The organism is Oleiharenicola lentus (assembly GCF_004118375.1).
In the GTDB taxonomy this organism is placed as follows: domain Bacteria; phylum Verrucomicrobiota; class Verrucomicrobiia; order Opitutales; family Opitutaceae; genus Lacunisphaera; species Lacunisphaera lenta.
In genome coordinates, this window is sequence record NZ_SDHX01000001.1 from 2,518,057 (window position 1) to 2,535,731 (window position 17,675).

Here is a 17,675-nt window from a genome sequence, read left to right on the forward strand (position 1 = left end):
CATGCGACTCCCCCTGCTTTTCGTGCTTTTGACCGGACTCGCTCTGGCGCACGGTCGTGAAACAATCGATTTCAACCCCGACTGGCGCTTCCTCAAGGAGGACCCGGCCAAAGCCGAGACTCCCGGCTTCGACGATTCCGCATGGGAGCGCGTCTCGGCCCCGCACACCTTCAACGACACCGACACCTTCGACAATTGGTCGCTGCCCGGCCACCGCGGCGAACAGGACCAATGGAGCGGCCGCACCTGGTATCGGAAGACCTTTGCCGCTCCCGCCGAGTGGCAGGGGCGCAAGGTGTTCATCGAGTTCGAAGCCGTCCGGCAGGTCGCCGAGGTTTACCTCAACGGTGTGAAGCTCGGCACGGCCAAAGGCGGCTTCACGCCCTTCGGTTTCGATCTCACACCGCATCTGCGCCCCGGTGAACCCAACGTTCTCGCGGTGATGGCCGACAACCGTTTCCAGCGCGATCCGATGGACCCGGCGCTCGACCCGCAGGCCGCGACCAACGCGAAGACCCACCCCAACCTCGCGCAGCTCTCGAAGCAGCTCATGGAGCAGATCCCGGAAACGCTGGAGGAACTGCAGGCCGACCAGATTCCCTGGAACAACCCCCACTGGCATCCGGCCCACGGCGGGATTTACCGCAACGTCCGCCTCATCGTTACCGACCCGCTGCACCTCACGCTCCCGCTATACAGCTTCCTCCAGACCGAGGGCCCCTACGCCTACGCCACGAGCATCAGCGAGAAATCCGCCCAGATCGGTATCGAGGTCCCCGTTCGCAACGACCGCACCGGCTCGGCTGACTTCCAAATCGGCGCTGAAATCATTGATGCCGACGGACGCTCCGTGGCCGCCATGCAAGTGCGCGAGACATTGCCCGCCGGCGGCAGCCGCAAGTTCACCCTTCCTGCCATTGTCATCCCCCGGCCGCGCCTCTGGGAGCCCGCCTACCCGCACCTCTACCGCGTCGTCATCAGCCTCAATGTTCGTAATACGAACATTGATCGCGTCGAGATTCCCCTCGGCATCCGGCAGGTCCGCTGGGAGACCGACGGCGGGCTCTTCCTGAACGGCGCGCATCTGAAGCTTCGTGGCTGGGGCCAGAAACCCACCAATGAGTGGCCCGGCCTGGGCGCGGCGCTGCCGGATTCGCTCCAGTTCTACACGCTGCAACTGATGCGCGAGGCCGGCGGCAACTTCGTGCGCTGGGGCCATGTGCCCGGCGGTCCGGCGCAAATCGCCGCGGCCGACCGACTGGGCCTCGTCACGCTTCAACCCGGCACCGACGGCGAACACGACACCAAGGGCGGCGCCTGGGCGTTGCGCGTGGCGAACTTCCGCGACGTGCTCATCTACTATCGCAATCACCCGTCCATCCTCATCTGGGAGGGCGGCAACCAGAAGATCTCGCGCGAACACGCGGCCGAGTTGCGCGCGCTGATGGACCGCTACGACCCGCACGGCCAGCGCGCCTACGCGCACCGCCGCGCCGATGCCATCACGGCCGAGTTCATGGATGTCGGCATCGGCACCGAGGGCGGCCGCGAGATTGCGCGGCTGCCAGTCGTCGAGGGCGAATACAACCGTGAGGAGTCACCGCGCCGGGTCTGGGACGATTTCTCCCCGCCGAACTTCGGTTACCCCGAGGCCAAGGGGCAGACCTACCAGCTCACATCCGAGCAGTTTGCCGTCAACCAGATCGGCCACTACGTGAAAAAACTCGGCGCACCCGAGCACGCGGGCGGCGCCAACTGGATCTTCTCCGACTCCACAAGCGGCGGCCGCGTGGCCGTCGAGGTGGCGCGCACCAGCGGCGAGGTGGATGCCGTGCGTCTGCCCAAGGAGGCCTACTACGTCACCCAGGCGATGTTCCGCGACGATCCGCAGGTCCACATCATCGGTCACTGGTCCTATCCCGCCGGCACGCGGAAAAGCGTCTATGTCGTGGCCAACACCGACACAGTCGAGCTGTTGCTCAACGGGCGTTCCCTGGGGTCGGGCAAGAGGTCCGACCGCTTTCTCTTCACGTTCCCCGAGGTCGCGTTTGAGCCGGGTGAGATAAAGGCGGTCGCGTCATCCGGCGGCAAGGTGCTCGCAACCGCCACCAAGCTTACGGCCGGGCCCGCCACGGCCCTGCGGCTGAGCCTGGTCCGGCATACCGGCGGTCTCGTGGCCGATGGAGCCGATGTGGCCCTGGTTGATGTCGAGGCCGTCGATGCCGAGGGCCGGCGGGTGCCGACCTTTCAGCAGCGCGTCGATTTCGACGTGAGCGGCCCCGTCACTTGGCGCGGTGGCTACAACAGCGGGAAAACCGACTCCATCAACCACCGCCATCTCGACTTGGAGGCCGGCATCAATCGCGTCGCCTTGCGGGCCGGTCGCGAACCCGGCGAAGTAACCGTGACCGCCCGTGCGGCCGGACTGCAGAGCGGCCATATCCGTTTTCGCCTCAACGCCTACGCCGGCGCCCCGCCGGCGTTGCCGACGGTGTCACTCCCGGCCACGGCTCCTGCCCGCCTCATCCTCGCCGCGACAGCCGCCACCGCCGCCCGGACCGACGCCACCCGGCTCGGCCGATTCATCCGAACCCTGAACTACACCGGCCCCAACGCCTCGATCGTCCACGTCGAGACGCATGCGCGCGACGGCCGCAACGCCTACGTGAACACCGATTCACCTTTCGCGGGACTGCCCGTCGCCCTTCAGGACGCGGATTGGGTCCAGGTGGACAACCGCGACGCCCTCTACAGCGCCGTGGACCTGATCGAGCTGTCCGTCGCGACCGACGCAACCGTGTGGATCGCCCATGACGAGGCGCTGCCCCGTCCGGCGTGGCTGACCCGGCAGTTCGAGCCCACTGACACCGTTCTTCGCGTGCTGGAGCGTCCGATGAGGCTGTTCCGACGCAATGTGACAGCCGCCGCGAGCCTCACCCTCGGCTCGAACACCGAAGACCCGCGCCAGACCGAAGGCAACCTCTACCTCGTCTTCGTCGGCCAAACGCCTCCCTGACCCGCGTCACGGTGCGATGCGGCGGTAGGCGTATTCCACGCGGCGCGTGGTGCCGTCGGCCCGGGGTCCTTCGATCCAGGCCAGCAGCGAACCATCGGCGTTCAGGCGGTAGCCGATGACCTGCGGAAAATCGTGCTCCTTGTTTTCGAAAACCACCTCGGTTTCGCTCTGCGTCGCAACCTTGAAGGTGGCCTCCTTTTGCCGCGCCGGCAGGGCGACGTAGTAGAGTTCGCCCCCCGGGCCGCTGCGGATCTGCAGAAACTCATGTTCAACCACCTTGCCCTTGGCCACCGTGCGCGACATGCCGAGCATGACACCGCCGGCGGGCGCCATCCACTGTTCGTCGGTCACGCGGCCGGCGCGCTCCATCCGCCAGCTGCCCGCCAGCCAGGCGAGACGGTCGAGCGCGAAGCCGGACGGCTTTTGCTCCTGGGCAAAGGCCGCGAGCGGCAGCAACAGGGCTAGGAGGAGGCGCATGGGGAATCAGGGCTCGAACAAACGATGGGAGATAAAGCAGCCCGTGGCAGCATCGACGCGCATGTTCTCAATTCATAACTTTTCCCTCTTCCTTCTCCAACGGGGTCACCGGGTCGATGAACAGCCAGCAGAATGCGCCGAGCGAATAGATGATGCTGGTGACCACGAACACCTGCTGCCAGTCGCGGTTGGTGAGCGTCAGCACCCAGCCCACCACGATCGGCCCGGCCATGCCGCCAAAGTTCCCCATCATGTTCATGCTGCCCGAGACGGTGCCGGCGTATTTGCCGCCCACGTCCATGCAGGTCGCCCAGCTGCCCGGCAACGTCAGGTCGTTGAAAAAGCCCGCCATGCCCATGGCGATCATCGCCAGGAGCGGGTCGCGGATGTAGAACGAGGCCATCAGGAGCGAAGCCGCACCCGCCAGGCCCACGAAACCGAAGGTGCGCCGCACCCGCGTGACGCTGCCACCGCGCGCGATGATCCGGCTCGACACCTGGCCGGCCAGCAGGGCGCCGAAGCCGCCGAAGAGCAGCGGGGTGCCGGAAAGCGCCGCGGCCAGGATCTTCAAGGTGAGTTCGGGGCTGAACCAGCCTTCCAGCACGGCGGCGAGCCACTTCATCACAACGTTCGACTTGATCTCCAGCCCGCGCTCGTCGCGCAGGTAGGTCGGCAGCCAGGTGACGAAGAAATACCACCCGTAGCTGAGGAAGAAATACTGGCCCCAGAGCAGCCACATGGTCGGCCGCGTGGCCAGTTCCCGCCACGGCACGTTGCCGTGGCCGCTGGCGTTGGCGGCGTTTTCCTTCAGCAGCTCGAGTTCGGCCGCGTTGACCTTGGGATGATCCTTGGGGTTGTCGCGATACCACTTGGCGAAGACAATCGCCCAGATCACGCCGAGCAAGGCGAACACCACGAAAGCCGCGCGCCAGCTCACCAGCGTCATCACCAACACCACCAGCAGCGGTGCCGACGCCCCACCCCAGCGCGCGCCCATCCACATCAGCGACTGCGCGCGCGTGCGATCCACCTTGGGCAGCCACGTGCTCAGCGCCTTGGTGAGGTTGGGGAAACACCCCGCCTCGCCCGCACCAAAAAGGAAACGGGTGACCAGCATGGAAACATAGTTCCAGGCCCAGCCCGTTGCCGCGGTGAAAAATGACCACCACAGCACGACGCGGATCAACACGCTCTTCGCACCGAGCTTGTCGCCCATCCAGCCCGTGGGAATTTCGAAGAGCGCGTAGGCCAGCGTGAAGGCCGAGAAAATCATGCCCTTCTGCGCATCGGTGAACTTCATCTCCGCCGCGATGTCGGGCATCGCCTGCGAGATCGCCACGCGGTCGATGTATTGGATGACGGCCAGCGTGACGGCGAAAACAATCACCCAATAGCGGGTGCGCGTCGGCCGGTCGTGGGGATGGCTCGGGGCGGAGCCGGTCGGGGTGGACATGCGTGGTGACTAAGACGCGCCTCCGGTGTGAAAGCCAGTCTCTGTTTTGCGCTAGCGTTTGACCGGCCCGCTCAGAAGAACATCGCTTCGGCCAGCGCCTGCTCGGCGGTGAGCAGGTGCGCTCCCACTGTTAGCGTCGTGCGGCCGCGGCCCAGATCACCGACAAACTCGGCGTGATTCCTGGAAAGATCCGCCTGCCAGAGGAAAGTCTTCTTCGGATCGGCGTAGCTGAACGAAAGCTCGAAGCAGCCCTGACATTTTTCCGGGGTCACCCGGAAGGCGATCTGCGCAAGGTCGGCGCCGCCGCGGGCCAGGCCCTTCTTGATCCAGCCGAGCAGACAAGCGGCCTCGGCCGCATACTCGGCCTGATGACGCAGCGAAACACCCTGCAGCCCGGCCGCAATGTCGGCCGGTTCGTAACGGCTGAGGAACTGTCCCAGGTTCTGTCGGAGCGGCAGGGTGCGGGTGTAGGCCAGATCGCGCACCGCCGACAGGTTAGGCCAGGGAAAGGTGAAGGCGTCCGGCGGCACAATGGCGCTGTCGAAGAGCACGCGCTGCGAGCGGGTGAGCAGCGTGTCGTAGTCGGCGATCTTGCGGCTCTCGGCGAAGGCGTGCGCCCAGTAGTAGAGCGGCAGGTCGGTGGAGAGGCACACCGACACCTGGTCCTGCAGGTGCGCACGGGCGGCCATCGTGTAATGCAGGATGACAAACTCCACACAGCGGGTGTCGCTCTTGGATTTGCCGAAGAAGCACTCGCCGTAGATCTTCGCGCGCATCTCGACGGGACGGCCCTCCTCGTAGTCCGGACAAAGCACGACCACGCGGGCCGGATAACGGTGGGCGAAGCTCAGCAGGTGGCGGAACTGCGTGACCGCATCGGCCGCGGAGGAGCGTCGACCGAGGTGCAGCACGAGGTTGAGCTGCACGGCCCGACCGTCCTTGGCCGGGGTGTCGGCCCAGAGTTTCTTGAAACCCGCCGCGATGCCGCCGACGGGCACCTCCTGGCCGGGCAGAGCGTCGAAAAATTCAGGCATGGGCTGAGAGGTCGCCAAGTATCAACGGACAGGTATCAAAAACCTGCCTGTTGATAGGGTGAATGTAAGCGCTGATCATCTTGTTACTTGATCCTTGCTTCTGGTTACTTGCCGCGCCGGCCGCGGCTCAGGGTTCCCGCCAGCTGTGGCCGTGGGTCGCGAGCAGGGCCTCGCCGGCCTTCGGGCCCCAAGAGCCGGAAGCGTAGGAGTCGAGGCCGTTGCGGCCCTGGGCGGCCCAATGTTCGTGGATGGGGGTGATCAGCTGCCAGGAGCGCTCGGTCTCGTCGCCGCGGATGAACAGCGTGCCGTCACCGATCATCGCGTCGAGCACGAGGCGCTCGTAGGCCTCGGGCGTGTTGGAGCCGAAGGTCGTGGCGTATTTGAAGTTCATCTTCACCGGCTGCGTGCGCGTTTCGAGGCCGGGGATCTTGGCGTTGAGGATGAGGCTCATGCCCTCGTCGGGCTGGATCTGGAAAGCCAGGGTGTTGGGGGCGAGTTGGAAGCGCTCCGACTCGGAGAACAGGCTGCCGGGGGCGCGCTTGAAACGCACCGCGATCTCCGAGACGCGCCGGGCCATGTGTTTGCCCGAGCGCAGGTAAAACGGCACGCCCTGCCAGCGCCAGTTGTTGATGCTGAGACGGAGCGCCGCGTAGGTCTCGGTGGCGGAGGCCGGAGCGACGTCCTTCTCCTGGAGGTACCCCTTCACGGGTTTGCCGCCGATGAGGCCCTCGCCGTATTGCGCGCGGGCCACGTCGGGATCCGGCCCGTCGAGGCGCAGCGCCTGGATGGCTTTGAGCACCTTCACCTTCTCGTCGCGCACGGACTCAGCGTCCATCGAGACGGGTGGCTCCATCGCGGTGAGCGCGAGGAGCTGCATGGTGTGGTTCTGGATCATGTCGCGCAGCGCACCGCTCTGCTCGTAGTAACCGGCCCGCGCCTCGACGCCCACCTGCTCGGCCACGGTGATCTGCACGTGGTCGATGAAGTTGCGGTTCCAGATTGGCTCGAAAATCGAATTGGCGAAACGCTGCACCAGCAGGTCCTGCACGGTCTCCTTGCCGAGGTAGTGGTCGATGCGGAAAACCTGCGGCTCCTCGAACACATCCGTGAGCTCCTTGTTGAGCGCCTGCGCGCTGGCCAGATCGCGGCCGAAGGGTTTCTCGATGATGACCTTCGACTGGTGGCGCTGGCCGAGGTAGCGCGAGGCCAGCCCGCTGGCGCCGAGGTTGCGGATGATCGGGGCGAAGACGGTCGGGGGCGTCGAGATGTAGAACAGCGGCTGCAGCTCCTGGTTGATCTGCTTCTCCAATCCGGCGATGCGGTCGCGCAGCCGGTCGAAGGCCGCCTTCTCGTCGTAGCCGCCGCTGACATAGAGCGTGCGGGGGGCGAGGCGGCCCCACACGTCGGCCGTGGGCTCGCGCCGGGAGAACTCCTTGATCGCGCCCTCCGCGATTTTCTGGAATTCCTCGTCGGGAATCGGTTTGCGCCCGAAACCGATCAGATAGAAGTCCGCCGGGAGCAGGCCGTCATGCGCGAGATTGTAGATGGCCGGGATCAGCTTGCGCGCCGTGAGGTCGCCAGAGGCGCCGAAGATGACCACGACCGTGGGCGGCGAACCGCGGTGCTTGCTCAGACCATGCAAAAACGGGTGACGGGTGTCTGCCATAAGTGTGTGCGGGGAAAGTCTGTCCGCCGGCAGGCCCCCGCAAGGATTTATTCCGACACCGTGGGGATGTGACACACTCAACCGGCCACGATTTAAAGCTTATGCCCCCCGCTTGCTCCGCTACTGAACGCCGGCCGTGCCGCCGGTGGGACCCTGCCGGGCCAGATGATAGCCCTTGGGGAAGAGCGGTGCGTTCTCGTAGTGCATCACCTGCGGCGGCAGACGCTCACTCAGCGTGACCTCAACCACGTCGAAGCGAAACGTGCGCGGCGGCGGCGTGAGCTGGCTGAGATAAGCCTGCACCGCCCGGCGCAACGCGCGCTTCTTACGCTCGTCCACCGCATGGTAACCGCTCACCAAAGCCCCCGCCGCCCGGGCCTTAACCTCGACGAAGACGAGCACATCCCCATCGCGGCAGATCAGATCAATCTCATCCCGCTGGTCGCGGGGGCTCCGCCAGTTTCTGGCCAGGATGGCGTAGCCTTGGCGGGCTTTCAGAAAATCGGCGGCCGCCTTTTCGCCGCGGGCACCGGCTGCGGCTGAAGCGGAAACAGGCTCCGGTTTGGCGCCGAGCCCCGTCCACAGATTTTTAAGCCAGCGAATCATTTGCAAGTTAGCCCTCGACCACGCTAAAAAGAGGCATTACAAGCAAGCGCGATTTTTAATCGTCGGCGTTGACCCGCAGGGGTTTCCGCGCGACGGGCGCCCCCCATCCCCTCTTCCACCACATGGCCTCCTCCAGCAATCTCACAGGCACGCTGCGTCGGTCTCTGCTCATCAAGGTCATCTCCAAACCGGCGCCGAGCCGGGAGGACGTCAACTCCGTCATCGAGCTCACTGCCAGCAAGGTCGTCGAATCCCTGCAGGCACAGTCCATGACCCTCTACCTCGTCGAGGCCGGTGAGATCGCCTTCAAGCATGTCTACTACTCCCCGACCCTCTGGGGCTCGGACAAGGACAAGGAGATGCAGCTCAAGGGCACCCAGCAGAAGCTGCTCACGCTCAAGCTGCCCGCCGGCACCGGCAACGTCGGCAAAGTCATCCAGACCGGCGAACCCCTCTTCTTCAGCGGCAAGGGCCCTGATGCCGCCTCGCTCAAGAAGATGGATGTCGGCTTCGAGGTGCACTCGATGCTCACGGTCCCGCTCAAGACCAACATCGTCATCGGCGCCATCCAGGTGCTCAACAAGGAGCCGTCCGCCGGCACCGGCGGGCTCTTCACGCCCAAGGATCTCAGCGTGCTCATGGAGGTGGCCGAGTATTCCTCCACGCTCATCCAGCGCATGCTGGACCCGAAGTTCCAGCTCAGCGCCGAGGATACCGCCAAGTTCATTTCCAAGTTCACCGAGCTGCCGCTCGTGACCAAGGTGGACGACGGCGAGGTGGATGAAAAACTCGTCGAGATCACCGGCGACGCGATCATTCGCCGCGAATGCATTTTCCCCTACAAGAAGACGGGCACGAACTCCTGCGCGGTGTTCATGACCAACCCTCTGGACTACGCCAAGCGCGAGGCGTTCTCCCAGGCGACCGAGATGTCGATCGACGACGTCAAGGTCATCCCCGCCAGCCTGCTCGACACGCTGCTCAAAAAACACTTCGGCGAAAAGGCCGGGGCGAAGAAGGCCGGTGAGGAAGCCGCGGAGGTGGACATCGACGAGGTGAAGGACCTGATCGCCGGCGCCTACACCGAGGGCGGCACGAGCGAGGTGAAGGCCACCGACCTCGAGAGCGAGGACTCCGCCCCCATCATCCAGCTCACCAACCGCATCATCGAGGATGCCTACGTCTCCGGCGCCTCGGACATCCACATCGAGCCGCAGGAAAAGGACCTGATCGTGCGCTACCGGGTGGACGGCATGTGCGCCGAGAAGATGCGCCTGCCCAAGCAGGTCACCCACGCGCTTGTCGCCCGCCTGAAGATCATGTGCAACCTCGACATTTCCGAGCGCCGGTTGCCGCAGGACGGCCGTATCGTCTTCAAGAAATTCACGAAGAAGAACATCGACATCGACCTTCGTGTCGCCACCGGCCCGATGAACCACGGCGAGAAGGTGGTCATGCGTATTCTCGACAAGCAGAAGTCCACCCTGCCCCTGCCGATGCTCGGATTCTCCGACGAGAACCTCGCGAAATACCGCGAATGCGTCCGCCAGCCCTACGGCATGATCCTCCACTGCGGCCCCACCGGCTCGGGCAAGTCCATGACCCTCTACGCCGCGCTGGCCGAGATCAACACGCCCGACGTCAATATCCAGACCGCCGAGGACCCGATCGAATACACCCTGCCCGGCCTGAACCAGATGCAGATGAACAAGCAGATCGGCCTGGATTTCCAGCGCGCGCTCCGCTGCTACCTGCGTATGGACCCCGACATCATCCTCGTCGGTGAAATCCGCGACAAGGAGACCGCCCAGATCGCCTGCGAAGCGGCGCTCACCGGTCACTTGCTTGTCTCGACCCTGCACACTAACGACGCGCCCTCGACCGTCTCGCGTATGGGTGAAATGGGCATCGAGCCCTTCAACATCTCCGCCGCCCTCGTCTGCGTGTGCGCCCAGCGCCTGCTCCGCCGCGTCTGCAAGAACTGCAAGGTCAAATACAAGCCCGAGGGCCGCGAGGCGGAGGTCATCATGAAGGCGCTCAACCTCACGGAAGCGCCCGAGATCTTCAAGGCCGCGCCCGGCGGCTGCCACGTCTGCAGCGGCAACGGTTACAAGGGTCGCGTCGGCATCCACGAGCTCATGGTCAACAACGAGGAGATCGTCGAGGCCATCAACGCCGAGGTCGAGGTCGCCGATCTCAAGCGCGTCTGCATGAAGACCGGCATGAAAACCCTGCACCAGGACTCGATGCTGAAGGTCAAGATGGGCCTCACCACCATGGAGGACGCCCTCGCCAACGTGCCCGCGGACATGATCACTGAGGATTCTCCGGATGGCGGCGCCGCGAAGAAGAAGGCCCACGCCCACTGATCCTTTCCCGACCGGCCACCCCACGGTCGGGCAAGCAAAGAAGGCGCGATCCGCAAAGGTCGCGCCTTTTGCTTTTTCCTGTCACCGGGGCCGGCGCACAGTCACCCCACCCGCCATGACCTTCGGCGGGAACTGCGCCGGGGCTCCGGTCAATTGTTTCTCAGCGGTGCCCGTGATGGCCGTATTGCTCGAAGGTCCAGGCGACCAGCCCGGTGCCGAAGAGGATCACCGCACAGAAGGCGATGTCGATCTGCCGGCCGAAGAACAGGTAGAGCAGCCAGAGCCCGGCACCCGCCAGGATTGCTACGAAGGGGGTTTTCATGGGGTTTCCTTTTGAGGCAACTATACCACACCCCGCCCGGCCAAGGCCGGGTCGCGCTACGCTAGAGGTTGCGCTAATGACAGCCCGTGCGCAGCAATCCCTGCGCACCGAGGCCGTCAAACCGCGGCGGGAGCCTGCGGCTTGGCGCCGCGCACGGAGTCGGCGATGGTCGTCGGCAGGGTCTCGGCCTCGCCGCGCTCCTTGTTGAAGCGCATGGAGACGGTCTTGGACACGCCGCGCTCCTGCATCGTCACGCCGTAGAGCGCGTCGGCCGCGGCCACGGTGCTCTTGTTGTGCGTGATGATGATGAACTGGGAGTCCTTGACGAACTGTTTCAGCAGGTTGGTGAACCGGTGGATGTTCGACTCGTCGAGCGGGGCGTCGAGTTCGTCGAGCAGACAGAACGGCGACGGCTTCACCATGTAGAGCGCGAAGAGGAGCGCCACGGCGGTGAGGGTCTTCTGGCCGCCCGAGAGCAGCGTGATGCCCTTCAGCTTGGTGCCCGGCGGCTGCGCCACGATCTCGATGCCGCTCTCCAGGGGATCCTCGGCGGAGATCAGCTCGATCTCGGCCCGGCCGCCGCCGAACAGCAGGTTGAAGGTGTAGGCGAAGTTCTTGCGGATTTGCTCGAAGGTGACCTTGAACTGCTCGAGCGAAGTCTTGTTGATGTCGTCGATGGCCTTGAGCAGCTCCGTCTTGGCGTTGATCAGGTCGTCGCTCTGGGTCTTCAGGAACTCGTAGCGCTGCTTCAGCTCGGAGTATTCCTCGATGGCGACCAGGTTGACCGCACCCATCGTGCCGATGCGCTGACGCAGGGCATCCACCTCGGTCTTGATTTCGGCCCAGTTCGTGTTGTCGAGCGCGGCGAGGTCGGACTCGGTCGGCTCACCCTTGTTTTCCTTCTTCCTGCGACGCTTCGGCTTGGTTTCGGCCGCCGGCTCACCTTCGACGGGTTGGGCGGCGGGCGCCGGGGCCGAACCGTCATCGTCCTCGTCGAGGTCAAGATCCTTCATGCCCTCGGGCTCGTCTTCGGCGTGCCAGAGCAGGCGGCGCCAGTCGAGGGTCGAGACATCGGTCTGGAACTCGTGGGTGATCTCCTCAACGAGGAACTGCACGCGCGCCTTGGTCTCGGCGGCCTTCACCTCATGGCGGGAAAGCTCCGTCATCGCAGCCTCGGCTTCCGTGCGGATGGAGCTCATGCCCGATTCCTCGGCGTTGATCTGCTGCTCGATGCGGGCGAGGTCGGTGCGGACCTTTTCCACGTTCTCCTGCGCGTTGGCGAGGGTGACTGCGATTTCCTCGGCGCGGGCGCGCTGGCCGGCGCTCTCCTGCTCGAGGGCGGCAATCTGCTCGTTCCAGGTCTCGATCTCGATCTGACGCTGGTCGTGGAGATCCGCCAACTGGACGCGGCGGCGCTCCATCTCGGTCAGGCCGCGGTCGAGCACTTCGACCTTCTGGCGGCGCTCGGCGAGCTCCAGGCGGGCCTGCGCCAGGGAATCGCGCTTCTGGTCCCGGTCGGCCCGCTTGTCGTTGATGGAAGATTCAATGGCGGCGATGACCTGCTTCTGGGCCTCGACCGCCCCGTGGGCCTCGGCCAGCTGGGCCTGCGCCTTCGCGAGGCGGGCAAGGGCCTCGTCGTGGTCGCGCTTGAGGTTGGCCAGCTCGTTTTCCATGCGCTGGAGCCGGTTGCTGGCATCGTCGAGGGAACGCTGGGCGTTCTTTTCCTCGGTATGGAGGGCCGCGGCGTGCTGCGAGGCGGCGAGCACGTCCTTGCGCCGCTGCTCCAGCGTGGCCTCGGCCTCGGCGAGCGCGGCGTTGAGCTGGTCGATGAGCGCACGCTGCTCGTCGTGCGCGGCCTGCTCGGCCACGACGGCCTTGCCGGTTTCGCGCAGGTCCACCTCGCGCTGCACGATGCTGTTCTGCGGCTTCTTGTGATGGCCGCCGGAAATCAGGCCGCGCCGGTCCACCAGGTCGCCCTTCGGCGTGGCCACCATCAGGAAGCTGAAGCCCGGGTTCGCCTGCCAGAAATCCAGAAAACCGTTGAGATCCTCGGTCAGGTAGCAGGCCGACAGCATGGCGGCCGCGGGGTGCGAGGCTTCGAGATTGGCCACCGCCTCGGAGGCCGGCTTGAGGAAGGCGGGAAGTTCACCGTTGGCCGAGACCCCGGCGAGGCCGGAAACTTGCAGGCAGACGCTGCCGATCTGGTCGGCGGCGAGCTGGCCGAGAATCTTCTGCGCGGTGGCGAGGTCGGAAACGGCGATCGCCTCAACCGAGGCTCCGAGCAGCGCTTCCAGCGCCTTGGCGTATTCCGCGCGAACCTCGAGTCCCTGGGTAATGGGCGTGAACTTCTGTTCGCCGATCACCGAGGCGAGCCGGCCCGTCAGCAGCGCCTTGGCGCCCTCCCCGAAACCCTCCCACTTTTCCTGCAGTTGCTGGAGCAGCTTCAGGCGGGCGGTCTTTTGCGCGAGACCACGGTCGATCTCCTGCAGCCGGCGCTGGGCCTCGCGGAACTTTTGCGTCAGTTCCTGGAGCGCGGCCTGGGCGGCCTGGGCCTCGTTGTTGACGCGGCTCTGCTCGATGCGCGCCTCCTGCACCTTCTGGCTGGCCTCGGCCAGGGCCGAGGCGGCGCCTTCGACGGCGGAGCGCAGTTGCGCGAGATCCTGGGAAAGCGTGTCGAACTTGTGCTGGCTGGTGCGGGCGTCCACCTCGAGGCCGGAGCTGTCCGTGCGCAGGCGCGCGACCGTGCTCTCCAGCTGCAGCAGATGGAACTTGTCCTGGTTGAGCTGCTGGTCGGCCTTGGTCAGCTCGCCCTCGATGACGGCGAGCTCGCGGTTGCGGTCCTGAAATACGGCGTCGGAACTGCCGAGCAGCGAGAGCTGCATCTGCTTGTCCTGTGCGCCGGAGTCCACCTGCGTGGCCAGCTCGCGCAGCTGCATCTCCAGCTCGGCAATGTCTTCCTTGCCCGAATCCAGCCGCTCGGCGAGGCCGGTGCGCTTGACCTCGGCCAGGCCGGAACGGTTCTCGGCCTGCTCCTTCTGGGAACGGAGATCGAAAACCGCCTGCTGGGCGTCCTGCACGCGTTGCGTGAGCGACGAACGCTCCGCTTTCTGCTCGTCGAGCGCGCGGGTCTTTTCCTCGAGCACGGTGCGGCGGGACTCGGCGGCGCCGCGCAGTCCGCTGACGCGGCCCTCGAGTTCCCCGAGCGTGGCGCTGAGGCCCTGCCACTGGTGGCTGCCGTGGGCGAGCGCGAGCTGCCGGAGGCGGAAACTGAGGCGCTTGTAGCGCATGGCCTTGGCGGCCTGGCGGCGCAGCGAACCGATCTGGCGCGCGATCTCGTTGATGACGTCGGTCACGCGGGCCAGGTTCTGCTCGGTGAGCGCGAGCTTGTTCATCGCCTCGCGGCGCTGGCTCTTGTATTTGGTGATGCCGGCGGCCTCCTCGAACACCACCCGGCGCTCCTCGGGCTTCGACGACAGGATCTGGTCGATCTGGCCCTGCGCCATAATCGAGTAGCTGGTCCGGCCGACGCCGGTGTCCATGAAAAGCTTGTGGATGTCCTTCAGGCGGCAGGGCTGGCCGTTGAAGTAATACTCGCTCGAGCCGTCGCGCGACACGCGGCGCATGATCTCGATCTCGTGGAACTCGCTGCCGAGCTGCTTCTCGCAGTCGGTCAGGTGCAGGGCCACCTCGGAAAACTGGGCGGGCTTGCGCGTGTCCGCGCCCTCGAAGATCACGTCCTGCATCTTGCCGCCGCGGAGAGCCTTGGCGCTCTGCTCACCGAGCACCCAGCGGATGGCGTCGGCGATGTTGCTCTTGCCGCAGCCGTTGGGGCCGACGATCGCGGTCACACCGGGCTGGAAACTGAGGGTCGTGTTGTCGGCAAAACTTTTGAAGCCGTGGAGCTTGAGAGCCTTGAGATGCATCAGCGATTAAAGCGTCGAATTGAGGGAGCGCTCCCGGCCGGTGCAACGGTAAAAGCGGCGATTTTCCCTCTGAAAAATTGCTCACAATGCCCATTTTGGGCTGGTCAATCCTACGGGGATGGATTGTCCGCGGGCTGAACTCTCGTCCTGTCATTCTGGCGGAGCAAGAACCCATGCGAAGTCATCGCCCCGCAGGGCTGCGCTGCGGATGACCACCTGTATGAGGTGGTCACTTGTGATCCCACGGCAGGTGGACCTGGAGCTTCGGGTATTTCCAGATGCGCACCTCCTTGAACATCTTCCCGGGATTCAGGATGCCCCGCGGGTCGAGGGCCTTCTTCACCGCCTGCATGGCCTTCACCTGGGCAGGCGAATGCTGGATGCGCAGGAAGGGCGTCTTGGCCAGGCCGATGCCGTGCTCGCCGGAAATGGCGCCGCCGAACGACACGACCGTTTCCATCAGGTTCTGCACGGCGGCCTCGGCGGCCTTGGTCTCCTTCGGATCGGCGCGGTGATACATGATGTTCACATGCAAATTTCCGTCCGCGAGGTGCCCGAAGGTCGGAATCGGCAGGCCGGACTTCCGCTTCAACCCGGCGAGGTAGCGGGCAAACTTCTCATAATTGCGCATCGGGACGACGATGTCCTCGTTCAGCTTGGCGTCGCCGAGCTCGAACATGGCGCCGGAACACTTGCGGCGCACGGTCCAGAGCGCCTCGGCCTCGTCGCGGCTGCGCGCCTCCTTGAAACCGAGCGCGTTCGCCTGCGCCCACGCGAGCACCTCCAGCTTCAGGTCGTCCACTTCGCTGACGCCTCCCGCCAGCTCCAGCAAAATCACCGGCCGGCCCGCCTGGCCGGGGAAGATCGTGGTCTTCATCGCCCGCTCGGCGCAGACCACGCTCTCGCGGTCAAGAAATTCGCAGATCGCGGGCTGCACGCGGGCGCGGAAGAGCGCGCGGGCCGCCTTGAGCGCCGCGCCCTCGTCCTTGAAGGAGGTGAGCAGCGTCCAGCGGGCGGGCGGTAACGGCACAAGCTTGAGCACGGCCCCGGTCACGACACCCAGCATGCCTTCGCTGCCGATCCACAGGTCGCGCAGGTTGAAGCCGGCGGAAAACTTCTTCGTCGCCGTGCCCCACTCCACGAACTCGCCGGTCGGCAGGTAGCCACGCAGCGCGATGATGAAGTCGCGCGTCACGCCGTATTTGCCACCGTGCATGCCGCCGGCGTTGCAGGCGATATTTCCGCCGATGGTACAGTAATTCTTTGATGACGGGTCAGGCGGATAAAACCAGCCCAGCTTCTCCGCCGTCGCCTGGATGTTCGCCGTCGTCGCGCCCGCGCCGACGTGCGCCATGCCGGCGTCGGCGTCGATGGAAATTTTGTTCAGCCGCAGCATGTCGATCACCCAGCCGCCGCGCACCGGCGCCGCCGAGCCCATGAGCGTGGTGCCGCGTCCGCGCACGGTCACGGGCACGCGGTGCCGGTTGGCCATTTCGAGCACCACGCCGATGTCCGCTTCCTGGCGCGGCGTGATAACGGCGTCCGGCAGGAAAGAAATTTTGCTGCTGTCGAACGATGCGGCCCAGCGGCCTTTTTCGGAAACATCCACCGCAGCGCCCAACCGACGCTTAAGGGAGGCAGTGACTTGCACAGGTGTTTTCATTAGCGAAAAAAGAACCAACGGAATTTTTGCGGTCAGCGCAACCCGCATGACAGGCTCGCGGCAAGATTCGCTTTGAGTGCGCCGGCCCGGCCTGCTCAGATTCGCGTTCCCTATGACGCGCATTCTGCTCACCACCACCTCGTTTCAAGACACCCCCGGGGCCCATCACCAGATGCTGGCCGACACCGGTTGGGAAATCATCCGCGCCCGCGGCCCGCTCAACGAGGCCGACACCCTCGCCCTCGTCGGCGACATCGACGGCTACATCTGCGGCGACGACATGATCACGCGCGCCGTGCTCGAGAAGGCCAAGCCGCGCCTCAAGGTCATCAGCAAATACGGCATCGGCGTGGACAAGATCGACGTGAAGTCCTGCACCGAGTTCGGCCTCCCCCTGCTCTTCACCCCGGGCGTCAACCACACCACCGTCGCCGAGCACACTTTCCTGCTCCTGCTCGCCCTCGAGAAGAACCTCCTCTTTCACACCGACTCCACCCGGTCCAACGGCTGGAAGCGCAAGACCGGTCACGAGCTTCTGGAGAAGACCATCGGCATCATCGGCCTCGGCCGCATCGGCAAGGAGGTCGCCATCCGGGCCCGCGCCTTCGGCATGAACGTCATCGGCTTCGACGTCTATTGGGATGAGAAGTTCGCCGCCGCCCACAACGTGAAGCGCGCCGCCACGCTCGATGAGGTTTACGCCGCCGCGGACTACCTCTCGCTCCACACCAACCTTACGCCCGAGACGCGCGACATGATCAGCGCGAAATCCTTCCCGAAGATGAAGAAGGGCGTGCTCATCCTCAACTGCGCCCGCGGTGAGATCGTGCACACCGCCGACATGGTCGAGGCGCTCAAGTCCGGTCAGGTGGGCGGATATGGCACCGACGTGCTCGACTCCGAGCCGCCGACACCCGACCACCCGCTGCTCAAGCTGCCCAATGTCGTCTGCACGCCGCACGTCGGCTCCCGCACCTACGAGAGCGTCGTCCGTCAGGCCACAACTGCCGTGAAGAACCTCATCCTCGCCATGAACGGCGAGAAGCCCCTCGCCCAGATCAACCCCGAGGTGCCGGTCAAGAAGGTCGTCTAAACAAGCCACCAGACTACGGACCCCTGACCACGGCCAAGCCGTCGCGTCTTCAG

Annotated in this window: 11 protein-coding genes; 3 read left to right on the top strand and 8 right to left on the bottom strand. The window is 65.2% G+C overall.

Annotation, left to right across the window (positions count from 1 at the left end; all coding sequences use genetic code 11):
- Window position 1 precedes the first annotated feature (1 nt).
- Window positions 2–3,016 carry a glycoside hydrolase family 2 protein gene (locus ESB00_RS10430; protein ID WP_129047631.1) on the top strand — a complete coding sequence of 1,005 codons (3,015 nt, stop codon included), beginning with the start codon at window positions 2–4 and terminating at the stop codon, window positions 3,014–3,016.
- Window positions 3,017–3,022: 6 nt separating this feature from the next.
- On the opposite strand, the gene ESB00_RS10435 is transcribed toward ESB00_RS10430, so the two are convergent.
- From ESB00_RS10435 to ESB00_RS10455, 5 genes are all read right to left on the bottom strand, one after another.
- Window positions 3,023–3,493, bottom strand: coding sequence for a DUF6265 family protein (locus tag ESB00_RS10435; protein WP_129047632.1), 471 nt, complete (start codon window positions 3,491–3,493; stop codon window positions 3,023–3,025).
- Window positions 3,494–3,560: 67 nt separating this feature from the next.
- Window positions 3,561–4,946, bottom strand: coding sequence for an MFS transporter (locus tag ESB00_RS10440; protein WP_129047633.1), 1,386 nt, complete (start codon window positions 4,944–4,946; stop codon window positions 3,561–3,563).
- A gap of 71 nt (window positions 4,947–5,017) precedes the next feature.
- Window positions 5,018–5,980 (bottom strand): glucose-6-phosphate dehydrogenase assembly protein OpcA, encoded by a 963-nt coding sequence (locus tag ESB00_RS10445; RefSeq protein WP_129047634.1) that lies wholly within the window; start codon window positions 5,978–5,980, stop codon window positions 5,018–5,020.
- A gap of 127 nt (window positions 5,981–6,107) precedes the next feature.
- Window positions 6,108–7,646 carry a glucose-6-phosphate dehydrogenase gene (zwf, locus tag ESB00_RS10450; protein ID WP_129047635.1) on the bottom strand — a complete coding sequence of 513 codons (1,539 nt, stop codon included), beginning with the start codon at window positions 7,644–7,646 and terminating at the stop codon, window positions 6,108–6,110.
- Between the two features lie 120 nt (window positions 7,647–7,766).
- Complete coding sequence (locus ESB00_RS10455; protein ID WP_129047636.1) at window positions 7,767–8,252, bottom strand: YraN family protein; 486 nt, start codon at window positions 8,250–8,252, stop codon at window positions 7,767–7,769.
- Between the two features lie 122 nt (window positions 8,253–8,374).
- On the opposite strand from ESB00_RS10455, the gene ESB00_RS10460 reads away from it, so the two are divergent.
- On the top strand, window positions 8,375–10,621 hold the full coding sequence (locus ESB00_RS10460; RefSeq protein WP_129047637.1) for an ATPase, T2SS/T4P/T4SS family: 2,247 nt from the start codon (window positions 8,375–8,377) through the stop codon (window positions 10,619–10,621).
- A 160-nt stretch (window positions 10,622–10,781) separates the two neighbouring features.
- Here the strand turns inward: ESB00_RS10460 and ESB00_RS19650 are convergent, their stop codons facing one another.
- The 3 genes from ESB00_RS19650 to ESB00_RS10470 all read right to left on the bottom strand — a co-directional run bounded on the left by ESB00_RS19650 (window position 10,782) and on the right by ESB00_RS10470 (window position 16,529).
- Window positions 10,782–10,943 (bottom strand): hypothetical protein, encoded by a 162-nt coding sequence (locus ESB00_RS19650; RefSeq protein ID WP_164976134.1) that lies wholly within the window; start codon window positions 10,941–10,943, stop codon window positions 10,782–10,784.
- A gap of 116 nt (window positions 10,944–11,059) precedes the next feature.
- Window positions 11,060–14,866, bottom strand: coding sequence for a chromosome segregation protein SMC (smc, locus tag ESB00_RS10465; RefSeq protein WP_129047638.1), 3,807 nt, complete (start codon window positions 14,864–14,866; stop codon window positions 11,060–11,062).
- 229 nt (window positions 14,867–15,095) lie between these two features.
- Window positions 15,096–16,529, bottom strand: a complete 1,434-nt coding sequence (locus ESB00_RS10470; protein ID WP_129047639.1) for an FAD-binding oxidoreductase — start codon at window positions 16,527–16,529, stop codon at window positions 15,096–15,098.
- A 112-nt stretch (window positions 16,530–16,641) separates the two neighbouring features.
- Here ESB00_RS10470 and ESB00_RS10475 point away from each other — a divergent pair, with 112 nt between their 5' ends.
- Entirely contained in the window at window positions 16,642–17,622 is a 981-nt protein-coding gene (locus ESB00_RS10475; protein WP_129047640.1) for a phosphoglycerate dehydrogenase, read from the top strand.
- Window positions 17,623–17,675 lie beyond the last annotated feature (53 nt).